Source organism: Alteromonas sp. KS69 (genome assembly GCF_003989595.1).
Lineage (GTDB): Bacteria > Pseudomonadota > Gammaproteobacteria > Enterobacterales > Alteromonadaceae > Alteromonas > Alteromonas naphthalenivorans.
The window spans coordinates 59,508-83,246 of sequence record NZ_PYHU01000014.1 but is presented as its reverse complement, the minus strand read 5'-3'; the positions used below and the strand labels follow the sequence as shown (position 1 = coordinate 83,246).

General features: G+C 43.2%; 18 protein-coding genes. 6 read left to right on the top strand and 12 right to left on the bottom strand.

Annotated elements, in window-relative coordinates; genetic code table 11:
- Positions 1-4: 4 nt before the first annotated feature.
- From C7Y69_RS11470 to ahpC, 3 genes are all read right to left on the bottom strand, one after another.
- Entirely contained in the window at positions 5-544 is a 540-nt protein-coding gene (locus C7Y69_RS11470; protein ID WP_244360237.1) for a hypothetical protein, read from the bottom strand.
- 290 nt (positions 545-834) lie between these two features.
- On the bottom strand, positions 835-2,424 hold the full coding sequence (ahpF, locus tag C7Y69_RS11465) for an alkyl hydroperoxide reductase subunit F (RefSeq protein ID WP_126872784.1): 1,590 nt from the start codon (positions 2,422-2,424) through the stop codon (positions 835-837).
- Between the two features lie 137 nt (positions 2,425-2,561).
- The gene (gene ahpC / locus C7Y69_RS11460; protein WP_013783827.1) at positions 2,562-3,125 is read right to left on the bottom strand and encodes an alkyl hydroperoxide reductase subunit C; all 564 of its coding nucleotides are present in this window, start codon (positions 3,123-3,125) and stop codon (positions 2,562-2,564) included.
- Positions 3,126-3,466: 341 nt separating this feature from the next.
- Between ahpC and C7Y69_RS11455 the strand changes: the two genes are divergently transcribed.
- Both C7Y69_RS11455 and C7Y69_RS11450 read left to right on the top strand, forming a co-directional pair.
- Positions 3,467-4,783 (top strand): DUF2252 family protein, encoded by a 1,317-nt coding sequence (locus tag C7Y69_RS11455; RefSeq protein ID WP_126872783.1) that lies wholly within the window; start codon positions 3,467-3,469, stop codon positions 4,781-4,783.
- Between the two features lie 283 nt (positions 4,784-5,066).
- Positions 5,067-7,637 carry an ExeM/NucH family extracellular endonuclease gene (locus tag C7Y69_RS11450; RefSeq protein ID WP_126872782.1) on the top strand — a complete coding sequence of 857 codons (2,571 nt, stop codon included), beginning with the start codon at positions 5,067-5,069 and terminating at the stop codon, positions 7,635-7,637.
- Between the two features lie 161 nt (positions 7,638-7,798).
- On the opposite strand, the gene C7Y69_RS11445 is transcribed toward C7Y69_RS11450, so the two are convergent.
- Positions 7,799-9,487, bottom strand: coding sequence for a response regulator (locus C7Y69_RS11445; RefSeq protein ID WP_126872781.1), 1,689 nt, complete (start codon positions 9,485-9,487; stop codon positions 7,799-7,801).
- 200 nt (positions 9,488-9,687) lie between these two features.
- Positions 9,688-10,359: a 2OG-Fe(II) oxygenase gene (locus C7Y69_RS11440; protein WP_126872780.1), complete on the bottom strand. Its 672-nt coding sequence runs from the start codon at positions 10,357-10,359 to the stop codon at positions 9,688-9,690.
- A gap of 253 nt (positions 10,360-10,612) precedes the next feature.
- Between C7Y69_RS11440 and C7Y69_RS11435 the strand changes: the two genes are divergently transcribed.
- The 4 genes from C7Y69_RS11435 to C7Y69_RS11420 all read left to right on the top strand — a co-directional run bounded on the left by C7Y69_RS11435 (position 10,613) and on the right by C7Y69_RS11420 (position 15,088).
- Positions 10,613-12,169, top strand: coding sequence for a bifunctional GNAT family N-acetyltransferase/carbon-nitrogen hydrolase family protein (locus C7Y69_RS11435; protein ID WP_057791465.1), 1,557 nt, complete (start codon positions 10,613-10,615; stop codon positions 12,167-12,169).
- 136 nt (positions 12,170-12,305) lie between these two features.
- A complete protein-coding gene (locus C7Y69_RS11430) occupies positions 12,306-13,130 on the top strand; it encodes a hypothetical protein (protein ID WP_126872779.1) in 825 nt (274 codons plus the stop codon).
- Positions 13,131-13,361: 231 nt separating this feature from the next.
- Positions 13,362-14,177: an alpha/beta fold hydrolase gene (locus tag C7Y69_RS11425; RefSeq protein ID WP_126872778.1), complete on the top strand. Its 816-nt coding sequence runs from the start codon at positions 13,362-13,364 to the stop codon at positions 14,175-14,177.
- A 38-nt stretch (positions 14,178-14,215) separates the two neighbouring features.
- Entirely contained in the window at positions 14,216-15,088 is an 873-nt protein-coding gene (locus C7Y69_RS11420; RefSeq protein WP_126872777.1) for a GGDEF domain-containing protein, read from the top strand.
- 78 nt (positions 15,089-15,166) lie between these two features.
- Here the strand turns inward: C7Y69_RS11420 and C7Y69_RS11415 are convergent, their stop codons facing one another.
- The 7 genes from C7Y69_RS11415 to nusA all read right to left on the bottom strand — a co-directional run bounded on the left by C7Y69_RS11415 (position 15,167) and on the right by nusA (position 23,722).
- Positions 15,167-16,300 carry a M48 family metallopeptidase gene (locus C7Y69_RS11415; protein WP_126872776.1) on the bottom strand — a complete coding sequence of 378 codons (1,134 nt, stop codon included), beginning with the start codon at positions 16,298-16,300 and terminating at the stop codon, positions 15,167-15,169.
- 4 nt (positions 16,301-16,304) lie between these two features.
- Positions 16,305-17,525: a YjgN family protein gene (locus tag C7Y69_RS11410; RefSeq protein WP_126872775.1), complete on the bottom strand. Its 1,221-nt coding sequence runs from the start codon at positions 17,523-17,525 to the stop codon at positions 16,305-16,307.
- A 139-nt stretch (positions 17,526-17,664) separates the two neighbouring features.
- Positions 17,665-17,934: a 30S ribosomal protein S15 gene (rpsO, locus tag C7Y69_RS11405; RefSeq protein WP_013783816.1), complete on the bottom strand. Its 270-nt coding sequence runs from the start codon at positions 17,932-17,934 to the stop codon at positions 17,665-17,667.
- A 103-nt stretch (positions 17,935-18,037) separates the two neighbouring features.
- Positions 18,038-19,012, bottom strand: a complete 975-nt coding sequence (truB, locus tag C7Y69_RS11400) for a tRNA pseudouridine(55) synthase TruB (RefSeq protein ID WP_057791453.1) — start codon at positions 19,010-19,012, stop codon at positions 18,038-18,040.
- Complete coding sequence (gene rbfA, locus C7Y69_RS11395; protein WP_013783814.1) at positions 19,013-19,414, bottom strand: 30S ribosome-binding factor RbfA; 402 nt, start codon at positions 19,412-19,414, stop codon at positions 19,013-19,015. It lies immediately after the preceding gene.
- A 182-nt stretch (positions 19,415-19,596) separates the two neighbouring features.
- Positions 19,597-22,203, bottom strand: a complete 2,607-nt coding sequence (gene infB, locus C7Y69_RS11390; RefSeq protein WP_126872774.1) for a translation initiation factor IF-2 — start codon at positions 22,201-22,203, stop codon at positions 19,597-19,599.
- Positions 22,204-22,228: 25 nt separating this feature from the next.
- Entirely contained in the window at positions 22,229-23,722 is a 1,494-nt protein-coding gene (gene nusA, locus C7Y69_RS11385; protein WP_126872773.1) for a transcription termination factor NusA, read from the bottom strand.
- Positions 23,723-23,739: the final 17 nt, after the last annotated feature.

Below are 23,739 nucleotides of genomic sequence, written 5' to 3'. Positions count from 1 at the left end.
ATTCCTAAATTGGCATTGCCATCAGTATTGCTACACTTACTGCTGTTGCTACAAGATAGCCGCCAACCGTTTTAATTTTTTTCGATGTAGCTAGGTAGTGGTAAACTGCAAGCCCCCAAATGATGGGTGATATCACCATACAGGTAGCTAACTGCCCTGTTATATCCATCGGTAATAATGCACAAATCGCTAGTGATGCAACAACGCTAAATACCAGTAACAGCAGCAAAACTACGATGTAGTGCAAAGCATGCTGAATTGATGTGCGAGGAGAAAAGTCTAGTTTTCTGGGCTGGGGGATTTGAAGCGGTACAGCCATGTGAGACTGATTCATTGCAATAAACGGCCACACCAAAAGGCCGGGCAAACATAACGCGTATAGTACTCCAAACTCCCAACCCACAGAGAGTGACCAGGCTATAGAAGATAGAAGCCAAACGCCTATCCCCACATACAGCATAGGGCCAGTTTGACGCCGCCAACTTTGATAGACTGCCGCTATAGAGGCTAGAGAAAGGCCGCTTGCGGCAAATAACATGAACATAACTTACCTTTATATATTTTTATTGGTGCTGAAATGTTTAAACGCTCGGCAAGCGAAAAATAGCCGTCACCCGGCAGGTTTAATGCTTAGCCTTGTAAGGTTTTATTACGCGTTTTCTGATCAACTGATGTTATGTATAAATTACCAAAAAACAGCGGCTAATGAAAACAATAATTATTCCTATTTGATATTTTATTGAGGATAAATAGCGCGAAATTCTCTTCATAAAAAAGGCCGACTTACGTGAGTAAGTCGGCCTTATGTATTGCGCTAATTATTAGAAATAATAATTAGGCAGCTTGTGTTTCTTCGTCCATCTCTATGACTTCGTGGCTTAGCAAGTATTCAAATGCTGCTAATGACGCTTTTGCACCCTCGCCCATTGAAATAACGATTTGCTTGTAAGGTACTGTTGTAACATCACCGGCTGCAAATATACCTGGTGCAGACGTGTTGCACTTAGTATCGATAACGATTTCACCGTACTTACTCATGTCAACCACGCCTTCCATGAATTGACTGTTTGGTACTAGGCCAATCTGTACGAACACACCCGAAAGCGGGAGAGTATGGAGTTCTGTAGTATTGCGATCTTGATACTCGATAGCATTAACTTTTCCATTCTCAGCAGTGATTTGATGCGTCGCTGCGTTTCTGATAATCGTGATATTTTCACGTTTTTCAGCTTGGTCAATCAGTACTTGGTCAGCTTTAAGTTCTGGCATGAATTCAAATACCGTTACCGATTTAACAATACCCGCTAAATCAAGTGCCGCTTCAATACCCGAGTTGCCACCTCCAATAACTGCAACGTCTTTACCTTTAAAGAAAGGACCATCGCAGTGTGGGCAGTACGCCACGCCATTACCTACGTTTTCTTTCTCACCTGGCACACCAAGTTCTCTCCAACGTGCGCCTGTTGCAACAACAATTGAACGAGTACGAATTTGCTCACCAGAAGAAAGCGTAATAGTTTTAATATTACCTTGTTCTACAGAATCAACACGAACGTGCTCTTTAAGCGTAATATCGTAATCGTTCATGTGTTCCATTAAGTTACCTACTAGCTCAGGGCCGGTAGTTTTAGATACCGAGATAAGGTTCTCAATACCCATTGTATCTTTCACTTGACCACCGAAACGATCGGCAACCACAGTCACTTTTAAACCTTTACGTGCGCTGTATATCGCTGATGCCACGCCCGCTGGACCACCACCAATTACGGTAACGTCTTGTAGCGGTAACGACTCACCCTTGTTCGCCTCTTTTAGCGAAGGGTCACGTTCGATAAGTTTATCGATAAGAACCGATGCATCGACCTTACCATTAGCGAATAGCTCACCATTAAGGTAAACGCTTGGAACGCCCTGAATATCACGTTCTGCTACTACGTTTTGATACAATCCACCGTCAATCATTTCAGACGTAATGTTTGGATTAAGTAGTGCAAATTGGTTAAGCGCTTGAACGACTTCTGGGCAGTTATGGCAGCTTAAGCTGATAAAAACTTCAAAGTTAAGTTCTTCTTTAACGCCTTTAACAATCGCTTTTACGCTGTCATCAATTTTAAGCTCGGTACCTGATGCGTGAAGCATACCTAAGATAAGCGAGTTAAATTCGTGACCGCCAGGAATACCAGAAAAGCGAATGCCTGTATCTTCACCATCAGCTTCTAGTAAAAAGCTGATTGAGCTGCGTAAAACACCGTTAGTGTCGCGCTCTTCAAGGTTTAGTTTGTCACTTACACCAGCAATGTCGGACAGAAACGACACAAGCTCTTCACGCTTGCTGTGTTCACCGGTCTGTACGACGAAGGTTACGTTTTTCTGCATTGACTCAGCATAGCCTTTCAACGCTTGTAAAATTTCTTTAGTTAACACGGTAGTCTGCCTTATTTTCGACACGCCGATCCCCGCCAACCATTTTTCAGGCTAACAATATAAGCAGGAATTGGAAATTAATTAGATAGGGAGTGGAGACCCACTCCCATACTTACTTATAAGCGCTAAGCGGTTGCTTAGATTTTGCCTACTAGGTCAAGAGAAGGAGCTAGTGTAGCTTCGCCTTCTTTCCATTTAGCTGGGCAAACTTCACCTGGGTGAGAAGCAACGTACTGAGCAGCTTTGATTTTGCGAACTAGGTCGTCTGCATCACGGCCGATACCTTCAGAAGTAATTTCCATCGCTTGAACGATACCTTCTGGGTCAACAACAAATGTTGCACGGTCAGCAAGACCCATAGTTTCACGCATACAATCGAAGTTGCGAGTGATTTCACCAGTAGGGTCGCCAATCATTGCAAACTTGATTTTGTTGATAGTGTCAGACGAATCGTGCCACGCTTTGTGAGTGAAGTGAGTATCAGTAGATACTGAGAATACTTCTACGCCACGAGACTGAAGCTCTTCGTACTTATCAGCAATGTCGCCAAGCTCAGTTGGGCATACAAAAGTGAAATCTGCTGGATAGAAAACAAATACTGCCCACTTACCGCTGATATCTTCGCTGCTTACTTCGATGAACTCGCCGTCTTTAAATGCTTGTGCTTTGAACGGTTTGATAGCAGTGTTAATTAATGCCATGTTTACTTTCTCCATTAAGTGAATAAATTTTGTATTGTTAGTAAAGTCCTATCCAATACAAATAGTACGAAATATTACAAAGCCCAGTGCAACCAACCAGAATCGGTTTTGGTTAAACTCGACTTCGTTGAAACTGGTGATAAGAATAGCGCGGTTTTTTTAAAAAAACTAATTGGTATTTTTGAATGTTTCAATCAAATTTACCAATCAATAATATAAATTAATCGCAAAAATCCCGAACAAGCGAAATTTCTCACATTCCACCTCCCCACGCAAGCCTCGCATTCAAAAACCAATAAAGGTAATGTTAACGCCATCATTGTTACAACGGCATTGCAGTTATGGATCGCGCGAAATTTCTTAATCAAGAAATTGCTAAAATTGATGGCACCCGACCTTCTTCCCACTTAGCTAAACATTTAAAAATGGCCTTAAGCCCGTTTGTATTTTACCGCGGTAGCGCACAACTATTTTATGCAGACCTAGCAAATCGCCACTTACCAGTGCCAGAAGCATGCTTTTCGATGTCTCTGACCAGTGTAATGGGTGATTGCCATACGTCTAATTTTGGTTTTCTCACTGAGGAAGGCTCACACGGCGACACCGTTATTTTTACGCCGAACGATTTTGACGATGCCTGTGTTGGCTATGCGCATTGGGATATTCTTCGCTATCTTACTTCACTGTCTCTGGTAGAAGCTCATTGCAAAGGTATTTCTGAAGGCCGCTTTTTGATAGACATGCCAGACCCGTTAAAACCTGCAGTAGACCCCCACCAGGTTAAACATGCTCAATCTCTTTTCATTCAAGAGTACGTGGCAACATGCCAACGCGTAACTGAAGATGCGACGGTTATCAATGAAGCAATGGAACAAGAGCCTGATGGAAAATTGAAAAAATTCTATCGCAAAGCATTGGAACGTTCGTCTTGCGGTGAAAAGTTCGAATCTAAAAGTGCGCTAGCTAAAGCGGTTCATTTAACGCAGGATGGCCTAAAATTTAAACACATCACCGATAAATACACGCCGCTGAGCCCAGCAGAACATCAGCAGGTGTTAACGGCATTCGCACCCTATATGGATGATGACATTGTTGATATCACCAGCAGGGAAAATGCCGGAACCGGTTCGGTAAATATGCGCCGTTTCTATTTCTTAGTTGGCCCCAAAAAACCGCATAACGCTGAAAGTTTTCGTTATTGCCATATTGTTGAGGTAAAACAACAGCGAAAAGCCGCGCCCTTATTCTACTTCGATAATGTGTGTCCGGTGAATCGATTGAACCCTGCTCATTTAACCGCACGGAGCCAACGACGAATGCAGCGCCGTCCAGATTTATTGCTAGATGAAGTTATTTGGGACAATGCACACTGGTTAATTCGCTCACGCCACCACGCCAAAGTAGGATTAGATCCCCATGATATTGGTATGGGAAATAAAGCGCGAAATGGAGACTTTGGTTATTTCGCTAAACTGTGCGGCTACACCCTTGCGTTAGCCCATTGTCGTGGTGACAGGCGAAGTACACGGTTTGCGAAAAGCGCCGTAAAAGCGTTAAACCACCATACAAATAGTGCGCTAATCAGTAGTGCTAATCATTATGCAAAGCAAGTTATTGATGATCATACTTGGTTTTGCGATACGCTAAAAAATACTTAATGTGGGGGTTTATCGTCTAGCGATAAGAAGCGTGCACTGAAGAATTTTTAGTCTTTGTAGTGTTATTTATAGATGCAAAATGCCTTTTATGACGAGCCAATGTCATAAATAACTTTATTTGAATAGACTAAGACGCTGATTTATATATACATATTAAAAATAAACTTGAATAACGTTAAGTCATTCCTGCGTTGACATTATAGTTATAGGCTAGGTCTAGCAATAACAAAGAGGGTCTGCTTTGACAGACCTAATAATAAAAGACCTAAGAGGGAAACAACCAGTGAAAACTCCATTGTCACTTATAACAGCAGGTATTCTTACTGCATTTTCGGCCAATGCCAGCGACTTAGTTATCAGCGGTGTTGTTGATGCGTCACTTACCGGCGGCCTTCCTAAAGCTGTTGAACTTTACGTTGTAAACGATATTCCAGATTTATCGGTCTACGGGCTTGGCTCAGCCAACAATGGCGGCGGCACTGATGGCGTAGAATTTACTTTCCCAGCAGATAGCGCCTCAGCGGGTAGTTATATTTACGTAGCATCTGAAATTGATGGTTTTACTGAGTTTTTCGGTTATGCACCAGACTACGATACTTCGGCCATGGGTATTAATGGCGATGATGCGGTAGAGCTTTTCGAAAACGAAGCCGTTGTTGATACTTTCGGTGACATTAATGTTGATGGTAACGGCACAGCATGGGAATACCTAGACGGTTGGGCTTACCGAAAAGATGGTTCAGTCGCTAATGGCGGGACTTTCTCGTCTGACAACTGGACTTACAGTGGCGTTGACGCATTAGATGATACCGCGACCAATGCGGCTGCAACAACTCCCTTCCCTGAAGGTACTTTTAGTACTGAAGGCGGCGGTGATGATGAAGTTCCACCAGAAGAGCCCGTTATTGAGCTAGGCGTTTGTGCTGATGCAGCAACCCTTATTAGTACCATTCAAGGGAGCGGCGATGCTTCAGAAGAAGTTGGTAACAGCCATATTGTTGAAGCCATCGTTACTGGCATGGGTGCGGGCGGTTTCTTCTTACAAGAAGAAACAGTGGATAGCGATGGTGATGATGCCACTTCTGAAGGTATTTTCGTTAACGGTAGCACTACTATTGCGGTAGGTAACGTTGCTCGCCTATACGGTGAAGTAGTTGAAAACTACGGCATGACTACGCTTAACTTAGACAGCGATGTGACTGCACTTGATTGTGGCGCAAGCGATGACGTATTGATGACGACTATCGATATGCCTTACGATTATTCTCTTGAGCCATTTGAAGGCATGCTAGCTTCTGTTGTTGATGCAACGGTAACTAGCACAAACGATTTGTGGCGTTACGGCGAAATTCAAGTAAGTGACAGCGTTAAACGCCAGCCTAGCGACGTAGCAGCACCACTTTCAGACGCATACGTTGAAGCAGTTGCAGCCTCAGAAGCCAGCTTACTTAAAATCGAAGATAACAGCAGTGCTAGTTACCCAGACAGCATTAACTACTTCCCTACCTTTAGCTACGCAAATGCTATTCGTATTGGTGATACTGTGTCTGCAAGCGGCCCGCTAAACTATAGCTTCGGTGCGTTTAGAATTAACCCTACCGAAGTGATTACAGTAACTTCTACTCGCGAAGCGAACCCAGTGGTAACTGAAGGTAACTTATCAATTGCTACCTTCAACGTTCTGAACTACTTCAATGGCGAAGTAGATGCAAACGGCGATGTAACCTTCGATTTCGATGCAAACCGTGGCGCTGAAGACGAAACTGAATTCGCTTTACAAGAAGCACGTATCGTTGAAGCCATTGTAGGCTTAAACGCTGACGTGGTTGGCTTAATGGAAATTGAAAACGACGGTTTTGGCGATGACAGCGCTATCGTTAGCCTAGTCGCTGCTGTTAATGCAGAACTTGCCGATACCGAACAGTACTCATTCATCAGCACTGCTGATAGCACAGCAATTGGTACTGATGCAATTACTGTTGGTTTGTTATACCGCGCAACTATTGTAACGCCTGAAGGTGATGCACAAGTAGTAGACATGCCAATGCAGCAAATTGATGAAGACAGCGTTGCACAAATGCGCCCTTCTTTAATTCAATCGTTTGCCCACATTGAAAGCGGTAAAACCTTTGCTGTTGCCGTTAACCACTTTAAATCGAAAGGTTCAGAGTGTGGTGAAGATCTTGCTGAAGCAGTCAGTGAAACGGATACCATCCAAGGTAGCTGTAATGCACTTCGTGTATCTGCTGCTATTACACTAGGTGAAGCATTAAGCGATGAAAGCTTACCTGAGCGTATTTTAGTATTAGGTGACTTGAACTCGTACAGTGCTGAAGATCCGGTTGCAGTACTTACCGACTACACCGCTGAAACCCAAGGTTACACGGTAATGACCGCAGCAAATACAGGTATGGACGATGGTGCCTCTGTAGAAGTAACGGCTAATTATGGTTACGTAAATCTTGCAGAAGAGTTTGATGCTGAAGGTTACTCTTACTGGTTCTACGGTACAGAGCAAGTGGGCAGCTTAGACCATGTGCTAGCAAGTGAAACCATGCTTGCTGATGCGGTAGATGGAGCACATTGGAGTATTAACTCTCCTGAAGTTTACCAATTCCAGTATGATCAAGCGCTGACCTATTACGCTGATGAAGACGGCTATGCATTTACTGATGTAGGTCCATTCCGCAGCTCAGATCACGACCCGTTCATTGCAACCTTCAACTTAGAAGCAGAATTTCCAGATGATGGTGACGATGTAGTTGAAGTTGATAACGATTCTGGTGGTTCTATGGGCTTCATTTTAGCACTAATGGCGGGTGTGCTAACCTTTCGCCGCCGTTCAGCTAAGTAAATTCATCAAAAATAACCCCCGTAAATAAATGCTGGCGGTTTAAAACTAAAAAAGGGATGGTTTAAAAACCATCCCTTTTTTATATCTGCTTTATATCCGAGTATTATTTAGTTTGTGCAGGCAAACTATACAGAGCAAGCCTCACTGTCTAATGTATTCATTTATGCTGTAGGGTGACCAAGAACGCCCAAGGCTTCCTTATCGTTAGGCGCTTCTACCTCAAGCCCTAACTTATCAATATACTGATCGCGCTTGTCTGCTTGTGAAGCTGATAACTTTTCGTTAGTTAACATGCGTGCTGCCAGTGTAACCACTTCCAGTTGCTCATCATTCAATGGTTGGGTGCTGTGCAGTTGAAGCAACACCTTCATTAAACTCAATGCAATTTGTTTGTCTTTAGGCGAAATAGTAAGTGCTTGTCGCAAGTTATTGTAAGCAGGCTGCAACCGGTTCTCTTTATAGTGCACCGTAGCCATGTTCTTCAATTCTTTAGTCGTGAACTGTATCTCTGTGCGTTCAATAGACTCTTGCTTGAGATATTCATCGACGACTTGCGAAGAAAAGGTATCACCCTCAATTTGCGTTTTAAGCTTTTCTAAAATACTGATGCACTGCTCACGCATGCCTAGCTCATGAAAAGCTTTCATTTTGTCTAGGTTATCTTCCATCGATTGCCCAGTGGTATGCACTGAACTGGCGTTCATGATTTCCTCAGCCGACTTCTTTTGATTTCGAAGGCACAACATACGCGCTTTAATAACATCAATTTGGTCGCCAAGTTGGATTTGAACCCCTTTTTGCTGACTGATCTCTTCCAAGTCATTTTGCGCACGTTGTATGTATCTATCACCTTCCCCAGCGCCAAGGCTAGTGGCTAAATCGATGGTAGAACGAATTACATTTAAAGAAAGCTCAGGTGAATCATGAATAGAATTTTTGGCAAACTTCGCCATATTTTGAACCGCAGACAACTGACCTACTTTGTCGTGGTTGAGCCTGGCCAAATCCCACAATCGCTTATTACGTTCAATATTACGAGGTGCTAACTTACTCGCTTGTTTCATTTGTTCGTAAGCCAACTCGAACTGCTCTTTTTCAATAAAGTACTGTGCTAGCAAGTCGTAGGTTAAAAATCGAGTGTCTGGGCGTAGTAATAAGTCTTCAACCAAGAGTTGAGCTTCTTCTAGCTCATCCTGACGCAATAACGAACGGGCTAAGCCAATATGCACCCACGCATGATCCATGGTTTGCAGTAGTTCTCGGTAGTAATTTTCAGACGTTTCATAGTCACGCAGTTGCAGCAAACATTCGCCAATTAGGCGCCTAATTCTGGGGTGATAGTCGGATAATGACATGTCTTTTAATTGGCGCTCTGCATAGTACATCGCAGTAGAATAGTCGCCAACCTTCATACAATGCAGCATTTTATGAAGCTTATAGCGTATCTGGAGTAAGTAATTTAAACGAGACTCGATACTGCTTGGCTTCAACGGTTTCACCCAGAAATCGTCAGGCTGCAACTCAACAATACAATTAACCAATTCTGGTGATGTTTCGGCACTTAGAAAGATAACCGTAGTGGTGTCATTGATATGATTTAAGTGCTTTAGCTCTTCGAATAAATGAAAGCCGTCTTTGTCGTGACTCACATTGAATGCAAGCAGCACGAAATCAAAACGCTTTTCTTCACACAAACGAATAGCGTGAAAGGCATTAAATGCACTCACAACATGTTTGATACCAATAGCATGCAACGCAGAGGCTACTACATCGTGCACTAAACCCTGGTTGTCGATAACCAGAACGCGCAAATCCTCTTTTGAGGTGGGAGCAGGAATTTTTTCCAACATTCAACCAATCACTTTTTTTTCTTGTCCCTAAGACTTATCGTAGTTACCACATCTGTTAAATGGAGGGTTTAACTATCTACGATATTATAAGCCAATAACCTACTGTTGGGGTTTAACAGTAACTGCATTACTTGGGAATTATACTTTTGACTTATAGTTTCGATACTAGCATTAGAAGCAAGGGTTTAGCCATAGGTGAATTACTTTGGTGGATCAATATTTTCATTAATACTGGTATTTAACCTAAACCACCCCGCAACTGAATGCCGCTCACGTTTTGCGGTGAGTACCTCGTGCGGAAATACCTCACTAAGAAAAATGGCGATAGTGCCTTTTTCAGGTAACACTCTCACGCCAATGTCATCTTGTTCACTAGCATATAATACTAACTCGCCACCCTCTGTAGCTTGCCAATCATCATTTAAATAGGTCACCACCGATAGCATTCTATTGCTTTCACCTTTGAAAGCATCGAGATGACGTTTGTAAAAATTACCGGGGGCGTAACAGGCAAAGTGGCTCTCGAACGAAAATAACCCCATGAATAAATGGCGATTAATATAGAGCCTTAACGCTTCACACCATTCTAGCCACAACTGCCCTTCTGAAGAGGTGCCGTCTATCCAACATATCTCATCGCTTCTTACTTTTTCGTGGTGTTGAAATTGTTGAGCCCGACCAATCCCCGCGCGCCGATATGCTTGCTTGGACAATGTATCTTGGCAGGCGACCAATGCATCTATAACAAACTCTGGCACGCCTAACGGCCTAATACTAAAGCCCTTTTCTTGTAAATCGCTGACAATATTACTGAAATAATTTTCATCAAAAACATAAAGGGGTGAAGGTAAATCTAACGAGAAACGTTCCATGATTAATTTTGACTTTATACGGCGTTAGCACGAGTAATTGGATGCGGATTTATACGCTTAAGTTACTCACACAGCAAGCTTTAAATGCACAATTAACGAACAATAAATGAAAGCCTAACCTCTTGATTATAACGCATTGGTTTTAATAGGAATAAAACTTGCTTTAAAACCTAGATGACACAAGCATTAATACCGTTAGCCCCACGGAAATAATTATGCTCAAATATGGAAAACAACCACTGGTGGTAAAGGCATGAGTCAGGATCAAACAGTCATTGAAGAAACCGAACATCATTTAGCGCTGCGTAATTTGCGCCTAGATGACTATAACGACGTTAAAGCGTTAATGGATAACGTGTATGCAAACGTTGGAGGAGCTTGGCCTTACAATAACTTTAAGGCACAAGTCACCACGTTCCCCGAAGGTCAAATATGTATTGAAGACAAAGGAAAGGTGGTGGCGTTCGCTATCTCAGTCATTGTGGATTACGACCAATTCGGCGATAAACACAGCTACGATGAAATTACTGGCGATGCTTATCTTACTACTCACGATCCAAATGGAGACGTATTGTATGGTGTTGAAGTCATCGTTTGCCCCGACTATCGAGGGCTAAGACTAGGCCGTCGTTTGTACGAGGCGCGCAAAGAGTTATGTAGAAACCTGAACTTGAAGTCAATAATGGCTGGCGGGCGCATTCCTACTTATAAAAATTATGCGAAAGAACTGTCTCCCTATGAATACATTGAACAAGTAAAATCTAAAGACATTTACGATCCTATTCTCACTTTTCAGCTATCAAATGGTTTTGAAGTAAAACAGGTCCTCAGTGCCTATTTGCCTGAGGATGAAGCCTCGAAAGGCTATGCCACGCTACTGCAATGGCACAACATCTATTATGAGCCTAATAATCCATCGCTTATAACTGGTCGCAAGTCGAGCGCCCGTATCGGATGTATTCAATGGCAAATGCGTTACTTCAACAATGTGGAAGAACTCCTTCAGCAAGTTGAATATTTCGTAGACGCGTTATCGGATTATTCCTGCGATGTGGCATTGTTTCCTGAATTTTTTAACGCACCTTTAATGGGGCTGAGCCCGTCTGATACTTCAATTGATGCTATATGGCACTTAGCCACCTATACCGATGAAATTCTGACTTCCATTTCGCACCTTGCTGTGTCGTACAATATCACTATTATTGCGGGCTCTATGCCTGTGGTAGAAGAAGATGAGCTATACAACGTTAGCTATATTTGTAAGCGCGATGGCACCATAGAAAGTCAGTACAAACTACACCTTACCCCACACGAAAAGAAAGATTGGATAATGAAAGGCGGTAATAGCCTTAAAGTGTTCGATACAGATTTCGGGAAAATCGGGGTACTGATATGTTACGACGTAGAATTTCCTGAACTTGCACGGTTGCTGTCTGAGCAAGAAATGCAGATTCTATTTGTTCCTTTTTGGACAGATACCAAGAACGGCTATCTACGGGTTAGACGTTGTGCCCAAGCCCGCGCCATTGAAAATGAATGTTATGTGGCTATAGCAGGCAGTGTGGGTAATTTACCCAAAGTAGACAATGTTGATATTCAATACGGTCAAACTGCGGTGTTTTCACCTAGCGACTTTGCATTCCCCCACGATGCTATTGTGTCAGAAACCACACCAAATACGGAAATGACGCTGATCGTAGACCTAGATTTAGATAAACTGACTAAACTTCAAAATGAAGGTTCTGTTAGGAATTATCTAGATCGTCGTCGCGATTTGTATCGTGTAGAATGGTTTGACAGCGATACGTAATCGCCATTGGTATTTATAATTAATTCAATATAATATCGATGTTATTATGCGCTAACAATGATATTTCGGTTACTGCGCCTACATCTAGGTAGGCAGCAGCTAACCCAATGCTTTAACAAGAGAAAATAGAGAACTTATGGCAAATAATTCGAATAATGATGATTTTCCAACTATTCGTTTAGATGATGAAGATCGTCGCGATTATCAAAAAAAGCGTCAGCCTACGCCAACTAAAGCGCCTTCGAATTCCTCATCGCCTACCAGCCCCTCTCCTAAAACCCCAGAAAAAAGCAGTGGTGGCGGTAATGGTCTCTGGGTATTCCTTATCGCACTTATTGCGCTTGGTGCCTGTGGCGGATGTTATTACTTGTACACATTGGTAGAACAACAAAAAGTAGTCGCTTCTCAAGCTGAAAAACGCATTCTTGAATTAGAGAAAAAGCTTTCTGCTACTGGTGAAGAAATGGGTGAGTCGACTGTTGCATTGCAGGTTAAAGTAAATGAACTGGCCAGTAAGACCAATGATTTGTGGGAACAGATGGACAAACTTTGGGCTTCAGCGTGGCGCCGCAATCAAAAAGAAATTGCTGACTTGGGTGATAGAGTGGGTAATGTTCAAACTGCGCTTCAGGGCAACATTAAGAAGGTTGCCGATGATGTGACTAGCCAGCAGAGCCAAGTTGGCTCAGTGAAAAATCAGTTGGCTTCTTTGGCTGATGAAATTCTAGCCTTGAATGTTCAACTAGAACAAGTCTCTGGCGATAAACGCAGCAGCGAACAACAAGTACGCAACTTGTCTGACAAATTATCGGTGTTAGAGCAGCGTAACAGTTCCCTTTCTGGGCGCATTACCAGCCTTGAAAATGAGTTAAGAGAGATAGCCACCAAAGTAGTTTCACGAAGCACAACGAGTTCTACAAACTCTGCGCCTTCATCTACAGCGAGCGTATCTGAAGGCTAATTAATCTTAGCCTCAAATTTGAATGTATTTTGAAAGGAGCCTATCAGCTAATGCCAGTCAGCTTAACTGACTGGCATTAGCCTATCAGCTCCTTTTTTTTGCGCTGACGTTATTCACCTTAAGTAGCATATATTCTGTTTCTCTTCGATGCTATAAACATTATATAAGTGGGCAGCATTGTGTTGCTATTTTCAGGCTATTTTTTTGCTCAAGTTAGAACAGGCTACTACTATGATTTTTCAATCCAGTGCTAATCATATTATCGACAACAATAACGTAAACGTTATTGGATCAGGCACAAAAACACTTATGCTTGCACATGGATTTGGTTGTGACCAAAACATGTGGAAGTACCTTACCCCCTATCTTGAGCAAAAATACAAAATCGTGCTGTTTGACTATTTGGGTTGTGGAAAATCTAATGTTAGTGCTTTTGATAAATCTCGGTATGAAGAATTAGAAGGATATGCACAAGATGTTATCGATATTTGTGAAGCGCTTGAGTTAACCGAGGTCACGTTTATTGGGCATTCAGTGAGCGGCATTATTGGCTACCTCGCTTCAGTTATCGCCCCGCAACATTTCTCAAATTTTGTATTAATATGCCCTTCTCCTTGTTTTCTGAATTTACCGCCAGACTACTTTGGTGGTTTCGAAAAAGAAGACTTGGAAGAGCTTATTAACCTAATGGACAAAAACTACATTGGATGGGCGAGTTACCTTGCGCCATTAGTGATGGGGGGAGAGAACGACCCCACTTTAGTAAAAGAATTGGAAAGCAGCTTTTGTTCTACCGACCCTAAATATGCGAAACCTTTTGCAAAGGCCACCTTCTTTTCCGATTATAGAAATGTCCTTCCGACAATTTCTTTTCCCTCTCTTATTCTGCAAAGTCGCAGCGACTCATTAGCAGCAGTCGAAGTGGGGAAATATATGCATGAAAAAACACCTTTGTCATCGCTTGAAGTGATTGATGCTCACGGCCATTGTTTGCATATGACGAACCCAGTCACTATTGCAGAAAAAATAGAGCAGTTTGTCTCTTGAATGAGGAACTGCTCGACCTTTTTCCAAGTTTACTTTTAGTGTCGGATTTACGATCCGGAAGTATCGATTACTGCAATAAAGATGCACTGGAATTTCTCGGATCTTCACGAGAAGATATGGCGGGAAGTAACGTTTCCAGTATTATTTCGCGGGCGAGTTTAATTTTTTTTGAAAGCTATGTGAGACCGTCATTACTCGATACGGGTAGATTTTCGGAACTTCAAATGACGTTGGTTACTGCGCAGCAAGAACGGTTACCTGTGCTGGCAAATGTTACACTGCATGGCGAACAACTCTACTGGTCTATGCATTCAGCTAAAAGCCGTGACAAGCTTTATCAAGAGCTAATAGAAGTAAGAGACAGTTTGGAATTAAAAACCGACGAGCTAACACTACTTTCCCGTCTCGACCCGCTTACCAACTTACTCAATCGTCGTGCTGCCTCGGCAGATATTCGTAAGCTACTCGATCAGGTAAATCGAAAATTCGTTCCTGTGTCCTTCTTACTCATTGATATAGATTTCTTTAAAAACATTAATGATAAGCACGGTCACGATGTGGGCGATGAGGTTATTGTTTTACTATCAAAAACATTGAAATCTGCCACACGAAAAACTGACGTTGTTGCCCGCTGGGGCGGCGAAGAATTTCTGATAGTGTTATATAACTCAACTCAGGACAATGCCCGACTCTATTGTAAGTATTTGCATGAAAGGATTGCAGAATTACGTTACTCGCGAGCAGATAGAATTACGGTAAGTATTGGCGTGACGCAAATACCCATGTCTCAACATGACACTGTCTTGCAGGTTGAAACGCTAATTAAAGAAGCCGATGACGCACTTTACCAGGCAAAAGATGACGGCCGAAATCGCACTATCTTCCACACAGACAAACACGCCAAAATCTAGGCACTAACACTAGGCATTCTACTAGGTATAAACACTAAGTATTCCACCCGGTATTACCACTAGAACGACTAATACCAATCAATCATGATATGCTGCGCTTTCAGCATTCTCTATACGTGCTTTGGTTGAGGGATGAGATTGAAACCAGCTATTTTCAGCGCCCTGCTGGTCAGTTTCGTTCGATAGTTTACGCATTACGTCCGCAAAGTCAGCGGTATCTCGGTGCATTAATTTTAATTTCGAAATAGCAAAGTTGTCAGCTTGCCATTCATGCTTTTGTGAGTATTGGTTTTGTACAACACTAGAACCTATTCCCATAAAAGCTTCAATTGCTCCGCTTAAATCGCCGAAAAAGTAACTTATCGCCAGGGTGGCAAATAAAGACTCGGCCACCATTTGCATGGAATGGTTTTGCGCCACATGGCCAATTTCGTGTAACAATATGGCGTCAAGTAATGCTTGGTCACCATCTACCAGTGCAACCAAATCATCGGTAAACACGATGGTACCGTCGGGTAGCGCAAAGGCATTGGGGCCAATGAGCTCGGAATTTCTGAAATGTACCCGAATATCATTCTCAGTACCGGGTTCGCTAACTTGCTCTACAACGGCGTTGAACCCCATCATTAACTGCTCACGTTGCCAATCGGGTAGCGTGCTAGGCTCCAGCATAGAATAATCTAATGCACTCAACGTATGCTGTGAAGCTACGGTTTTAATGGAATATGGTATTTGGTCAGCAAATTTAACGGCCGCCCATGGCATACCCTGTACAAAAATAACGTAGAGTAAAAGTGGTACTAATAAAACACTCGCGATTAACCAAGGCTTTTTCGTTTCCATTTGAGAGATACGACTACCTGCCCCACCATCTAACCACTGATTTAACAGTGGTGATGGAGTACAAACCAGTAAGCGAGCATTAGGTAAGATGATTTCTCGAGGCAAGTTGCCCAGTTTCGACTTCGCATTAACTTCAGATTGCTGAAACCTTAGCGGCTCAGTGCTTTCACTTCTGCCAACGCCGGCACTTTCACCATTTTCAGCAATATCGCTCGCGTCTATTTCTAGACGGCTTGTTGTCACACATTGCTCATCCTTAACACGCTTGTCACCATTTAATAAACGAATGATCAATGTATTGTTTTCAATATTCGCGATAACTGATGTTACCGCTGAATCTTTTGATTGATATAACTGCCCGTGTATCACTAGGCTAGCCTAATGCGACATCAACATCGAACAACGTAGCCGCTTCTTCAGCTGTAGCGCCCACAGAACCGGTGTTAACGGATGTAACGCTATCAATACCTGATAACACAGTGACCTCAGTTGCATTAGCAAAGAAATGAGCACTGCGAATTTTCGCCCATGGGATAGCGAACCCTAAGGAAAGAACAATAGCAATAACGTTAGTGGTTCTAAGCCATACCAAAGGCATTACACCCACATTAGAATTAAACTGCGCCACGTTTGGTATTTCACTATTTTCATAAATATGATTGCGAATAAGGGCGGTATAAAAGCTAGATGAAATGGCAAAAGCAATAAGGTACATGCCGAGCAGAGCGAGCATCACTAAAGGTGCGCCGTTTTCTAATGTTTCAATAAGGCTACTAAAGCCAAAACCCATTACACTAGCACCAACGATAAACACTGCCACGACTATACCCACAGCGCCAAGTGACGCAAGATAATAAGATCCCGTGCTCAATTTCGTAGTAAATCTGATGTCACCGAAAGCAGATTCGTCAACTAGGTATTCGTCTATCTTCTTAAGCGCCCATGGCAACATTAAGTACAAGGTAAACATGCTAACGATAGGCAATACTACGAAAACCACAAACGCGCCACCAAAGCCACCATTGAATTTAAATCGAACATTTCGATAGCCCGTCATACGCATACTGAAACGTTGACCTAGCACTATCATAAAGGGCGTGAGTAGCATTAAAGCCAACACCATGACTGCGCCTGCAATAGGACTTACTGCACTTAAAATGAAATAACTAGCAAATAAACACACCGCAATAATACGGCCTTTTAAAATTTGTAATGGATTCGCTAGATAGGAAAACCGATGACCATCAATATCAGTATTTCCATAAAAATATCGATTGGTTCTTACTTTTGCCCACGCAGAATAGATACCCAGTGTCACAATACTAAGCAATAGGTTCACAATCCAAATAGAAAAGAATTCTGACGCTTTACCATGAAAGGAAACCTTTCCCTTTCTTAAAACTCGTGCGGTAGCTACTGGGGAGGTAGCTATTGTGGACGAAGCTTCTGTGGATGAAGCTTCTGGTAATTCAAACTTCACAATTCGCTCTTCTAACTCTTGCGCCCGTTCTGGGTGCTCAATTTCATCAATTGTGGCGCGAGCTTGCTTCAATTCTTCCAATGAATACGTTGAGTAATCAATATTTGATGACATACATCCCTCTTATTATTAATCATTTCCATATGCTTAAAGCATTACCAATGCTAAACATACGCAACATTTACTATGGAGGCAATGTTTTACAGGCATAAAAAAAGCACCCTAGGGTGCTTTTTTCATTAAAAACTTAAGCTTATCGACGTAGGCCAAGACGCTTAATTAGGTCAAGATAACGCTCAGCGTTCTTGCCTTTAAGGTAGTCTAGAAGCTTACGACGCTGGCTAACCATACGTAGAAGACCGCGACGTGAGTGGTGGTCTTTCTTATGATCAGCAAAATGGCCTTGAAGCTTGTTGATGTTGTGAGTTAACAACGCAACTTGAACTTCAGGTGAACCAGTATCACCTTCTTTTACGCCATAATCAGCAATGATTGTTGCAGTTTCGTCTTTAGTTAGTGACATAACATTCTCCTAAATTATGTCCGGCCGATCACTAATTCAGCCAGACGGAATGAAGCGCGTATTATAATGACAGCGCGCGAGTTAGCAAGGGAAAGTGTAAACTTTATTGGTTGTACACAACCCGTCTTTTTGGATTCACAAAAATATCGCCATTAGACCCCACTTGGTCTTTTGGATCTTGAACGCCTTCACCTACGCCTAAAAACAAACCTTGTTCGTTTTCACCAAAATAAACTCGGTAAGGCTGGCCGACAACTAATGCTTCGCTACAAGTGCCTTTAACACTTTGACCATTATCGAAACGCTGTTTTTCAGCATCGTTAATGCAGACCAAAGGCAGTCTACTGACCGCGGTGTCCATAGGTATCATAAAAGCATCAAGTGCAGCAAAGTCGCCCTCATCTAATGCTTCTTGAGTAGCAATTAGCGTATCAAGAGATACCATTTTATCCGTTGGGTAATCGGCTACTTCAGTACGGTGCAATCGTGTGACGTAAGCGCCGCACTCAAGGATTTGACCAATATCGTCTACTAACGACCGAATATAAGTGCCTTTACTGCATTTAACGCGCATATCCACTTCTGGCAACGCAATTCGCGTGACTTCAAGTTCAAATATTTCGATGTCTCTGGCTTCACGCTCAACTGTTATCCCCTGACGAGCATAGTGATAAAGAGGCTTACCTTGGTGTTTTAGCGCCGAAAACATGGAAGGCACTTGTTTGCTCTTCCCTAAGAATTGCAAACACGTGTTTCGAACCGTTTCTTCATCCACCGTCACCGGCTTTTCTTCAACGACTTCACCATCTGCGTCAGAGGTAGTAGTACGAATACCTAAGGTTGCGGTCACTTCATAGGTTTTCTCTGCGTCTAATAGGAACTGAGAAAACTTCGTAGCTTCGCCTAAGCATAAAGGCAGCATACCGCTGGCTAAAGGGTCTAGCGCGCCCGTATGACCACCTTTTGAAGCTTTGAACAACCAACGTACCTTTTGAAGAAGTTGGTTTGAAGAACCGCCTAATGGCTTATCTAGCAATACTATGCCGTTAATATCACGGCCTTTACGACGCCTTGCCATTTATTCCTTCTCTTCTGACTCGTCGGTATCTCGCTTCGCGTCGTCTGCCGCAACGGTTTGCGATACCAAGTTAGAAATGCGCATACCTTCAATAATTGATTTATCTTCAAAGAAGTGAAGGTGTGGCACAGAGCGCATGCGTAAGCGCTTAGCCAAAATACTACGAATAAACGGCTGAAACTCGGCCAGCTGTTTTATTTGTCTTTTGCCTTCTTCTTCTGTGCTGTTATAGATAGTCACATAAATTTTAGCGTGGGCTAAATCTCGTGTTACATCTACATCAGACACAGTAATAAGCGGCATATCGCCTACACGGTGTTTGTATTCATTTTGCAGAATGCTAGCCACTTCTTTATGAACTTGCTGCGACACTCTGTCGGTACGTGAAAATTCACGAGCCATAACTTTCTCCTGTCTTTAAATCAGCGATTGTTGCCAGTCACTCAGGCTCTTAGAAGCTAAGCCGCTTTAAGGTATAACCTTTTAAAGCTTAGTCTATAAACAACCTAGTCTCATTTTGAAAAGTGACAGACAAAAACGGGGGCTTGTGCCCCCGCTTTATTTATACTGATTTAGTTAGGCAATTAGATTTCGCGTTTAACTTCAACGATTTCGAAGACTTCGATTTGGTCTCCAACTTTTACGTCGTTGTAGTTCTTAACGCCGATACCACATTCCATACCGTTACGTACATCTTGTACGTCATCTTTGAAGCGACGAAGAGATTCTAGTTCACCTTCATAGATTACTACGTTTTCACGAAGTACACGGATTGGATTGCTACGCTTAACCACACCTTCTGTAACCATACAACCAGCGATAGCACCAAGTTTAGGCGATTTAAATACATCACGCACTTCAGCCAGACCAATAATTTCTTGTCTGAACTCTGGCGCAAGCATGCCGCTCATTGCTGCTTTCACTTCGTCAATTAGGCTATAGATAACGCTGTAGTAGCGTAAATCAATTTCTTCAGCTTCTAGTACGCGACGTGCAGTTGCATCGGCACGAACGTTAAAGCCAAGTACGATAGCGCCAGAAGCTGCTGCCAATGTCGCATCAGTTTCAGTGATTCCACCTACGCCGCTACCCACAATGTTCACTTTAACTTCTGCCGTTGATAGTTTAATCAACGATTCAGCAATTGCTTCAACAGAACCTTGTACGTCAGCTTTAAGTACGATGTTAAGTTCGCTAACGTCACCTGCTTCCATGTTCGCAAACATGTTTTCAAGCTTGGCTTTTTGCTGACGAGCTAGTTTAAGCTCACGCTTCTTCTGATGACGTTTAGCCGCTACTTCACGGGCTTTACGCTCATCTTTAACTACCGCAGCATCTTCACCAGCTACTGGAACACCAGATAAACCTAGTACTTCAACAGGGGTAGAAGGACCAGCTAGCTTGAGCTCTTGACCATGCTCATCGCGCATTGCACGAACACGTCCGTACTCTTCGCCACATAGCAGGATATCACCAGCTTTCAGCTCACCTTCTTGGATAAGTACTGAAGCTACTGGACCACGACCTTTATCAAGACGTGATTCAATAACGATACCGCGACCAGGACCTTTAGCTACTGCTTGTAGGTCAAGTAATTCAGCTTGAAGGTTAATGGCTTCTAAAAGACCATCAACACCCATACCGGTTTTAGCAGAAACGTTACAGAACTGGTGCTCACCGCCCCACTCTTCTGAAATAACTTCAAGTTGAGAAAGCTCAGTTTTAACACGATCTGGATCGGCTGACTCTTTATCCATCTTGTTCACGGCAATGATTAACGGTACACCAGCTGCTCGAGCATGTTGAACCGCTTCTTTCGTTTGTGGCATCACGCCATCATCTGCCGCAACAACCAAGATAACGATATCGGTAGCTGTTGCTCCACGAGCACGCATTGCAGTAAACGCGGCGTGTCCAGGCGTATCTAAGAAGGTGATTTCGCCATTATCAGTTTGTACTTTGTAAGCACCGATATGCTGTGTAATACCACCCGCTTCACCGTCAGCCACTTTCGCGCGACGAATGTAATCAAGTAGTGACGTTTTACCGTGGTCAACGTGACCCATGATGGTAACTACAGGTGCACGTGAAGTTTTATCACCGCCTGTGCCATCATCAGCTAACAATTCTTCTTCAAGCGCGTTGTCGTTAACCAGTTCAAATTTGTGACCCATTTCTTCAACAACAAGTACTGCTGTGTCTTGGTCAAGAACTTGGTTAATTGTTGCCATCTCACCCATTTTCATCATGGTTTTGATAACTTCGTTCGACTTAATCGCTAACTTGCTAGCAAGTTCGCCAACAGTGATAGTTTCACCAAGCTTAACGATACGCTCTACAGGTTGAGCTGGCTTGTTGAAGCCTTGCTTCAAGTGCTCACCTGCATTTCGCTTAGACTTTCTGCGACGACGTGAAGAACGCTCAACTTGCGCGTCTTGCTCGTCTTCTGCTTCTTGCGCATAGCGATTTGAATGTAAATGCACTTCTTCAGCTTCCGCTTTCTTACGAGCTTCAGCTTCTTCTTTCCAACGACGCTCGTTTTCTTCTGCTAATTTACGCGCTTCATCAGCGGCTTTCTTAGCATCTTCTTCAAGCTTCTTCTGTGCTTCTTCTTCCTGAGCCTTACGAAGACGTTCTTCTTCAAGACGAGCAGCTTCTTGAGCCGCTTTTTCTTCAGCAGACATTTCAGGCTCATCTTTCTTACGTGCTTCAGCCTCTTTCTTCGCTTGTTCAGCACGACGAGCACGTTCTTCTTCAGCAGCCTTTCTTGACTCTTCCGCTTTACGTGCTTTTTCTTCAGCAGCTTGTTTTGCTTCAGCAGCAGCTTTTTCTTCTGCTTCACGTTTCAAACGTGCTTCTTCGGCTAACTTCGCTTCTTCTTCAGCTATGCGTTGTTGCTCTTCAGCATCAGTACGCTTAACGTAAGTACGCTTTTTACGTACTTCTACTTTAACTTCTTTAGACTTGCCTACGCTAATAGTACTGGTTGTCTTGCGTTTAAGTGTCATGCGCTGTGGCTCGGACGCGCTACCGTGTTGCTTACTTAAATGATCCAACAGTTTCTTTTTCTCTTCTTCAGTAACCTGAGCGCCGGCATTCTTTGTAATACCCGCGTCTTTAAACTGGCCAACCAATCGGTCAACGGTCGTACCAATGTCGCTGGCGAGCTTTTCAATAGATACATCTGCCATTACGTATTATTCCCCCTGTTGACCTTTACTCTTCATTGAACCAAACGATATTACGTGCTGCCATAATCAGCGCACCCGCAGTAGCTTCGTCTAGTTCATCAATATCACTAATTTCATCTGTGCCTTGCTCGGCCAGTTCTTCAAGGTCGGTAATGCCGCGGCTGGCCAACACATAGGCCACGTGCTTACTCATTCCTTCAAGGCCTAGTAAGGCTTCGGTAGGCTCTGCGCCTTCAAGCGATTCTTCGTTTGCTAATGCACGGGTCGTAAGGAATGCACGTGCACGATTACGCAATTCTTCAACGGTATCTTCATCAAGTCCGTCGATGGCAAGAAGCTCGCTTGCTGGCACGTATGCCACTTCTTCCAAGGTGGTGAAACCTTCATCAACTAACATAGCAGCAAACTCTTCGTCTACATCTAGGCCAGCGGTAAAGATGTTCAATACCTTCGCGTTTTCTTCTTCATGTTTCTTGTTCAGATCTTCTACTGTCATCACGTTCAGTTCCCAACCAGTTAACTGGCTAGCAAGGCGAACGTTTTGACCGCTACGACCGATTGCCTGAGCAAGGTTGTCAGCTTCTACTGCTACATCCATCATGTGACTGTCTTCGTCCACAACAATAGAGGCAACTTCTGCAGGGGCCATGGCGTTAATAACAAACTGTGCAGAGTTTTCATCCCACAATACGATATCAACACGCTCACCACCCAATTCGCCCGATACTGCTTGTACGCGTGAACCACGCATACCCACACACGCACCAACTGGATCTAAGCGTTTGTCGTTAGTTTTAACGGCAATTTTTGCACGGGAACCCGGATCACGAGCCGCCGCTTTAATTTCTAGTGTTTCTTCAGCAATTTCCGGTACTTCAAGTCTGAATAGCTCTACAAGCATGTCAGGGTGAGTACGGCTGATAAACAATTGAGCGCCACGTGCTTCAGGGCGAATTACATATAGTAAGCCGCGAACACGGTCGCCTGGTCTGAACGTTTCACGAGGAAGCATATCGTCACGGTAGATAACACCTTCGGCGTTATTACCTAAATCGATAATAATATTGTCGCGGTTTACTTTCTTAACCGTACCGGTTACCAACTCGCCGACTTTATCTTCGTATTCTGCAATCATTTGCGCGCGTTCAGCTTCACGTACTTTTTGTACGATAACTTGTTTCGCGGTCTGCGTAGTTATGCGGTCAAATTTGATAGATTCAATCTGATCTTCCACATAATCGCCTAATTGAAGCTCAGGCTCTTCTACTTGTGCAGCAGAAAGGGTGATTTCTGCGAACGGGTTCTCTTGTTCCTGATTATCAGGAATAATTAACCAACGACGGAATGTGTCGAAGTCGCCAGAGGTTCTGTCGATACTTACTCGTACTTCAATATCGCCTTCATTTTTCTTTTTGGTGGCACTGGCTATTGCAAATTCCAGCGCTTCAAAAATCTTCTCTCTAGGCACTTGTTTTTCATTTGAAACGGCTTCCGCCACTAACAAAATTTCTTTATTCATTTTAGCCTCACTCAAGC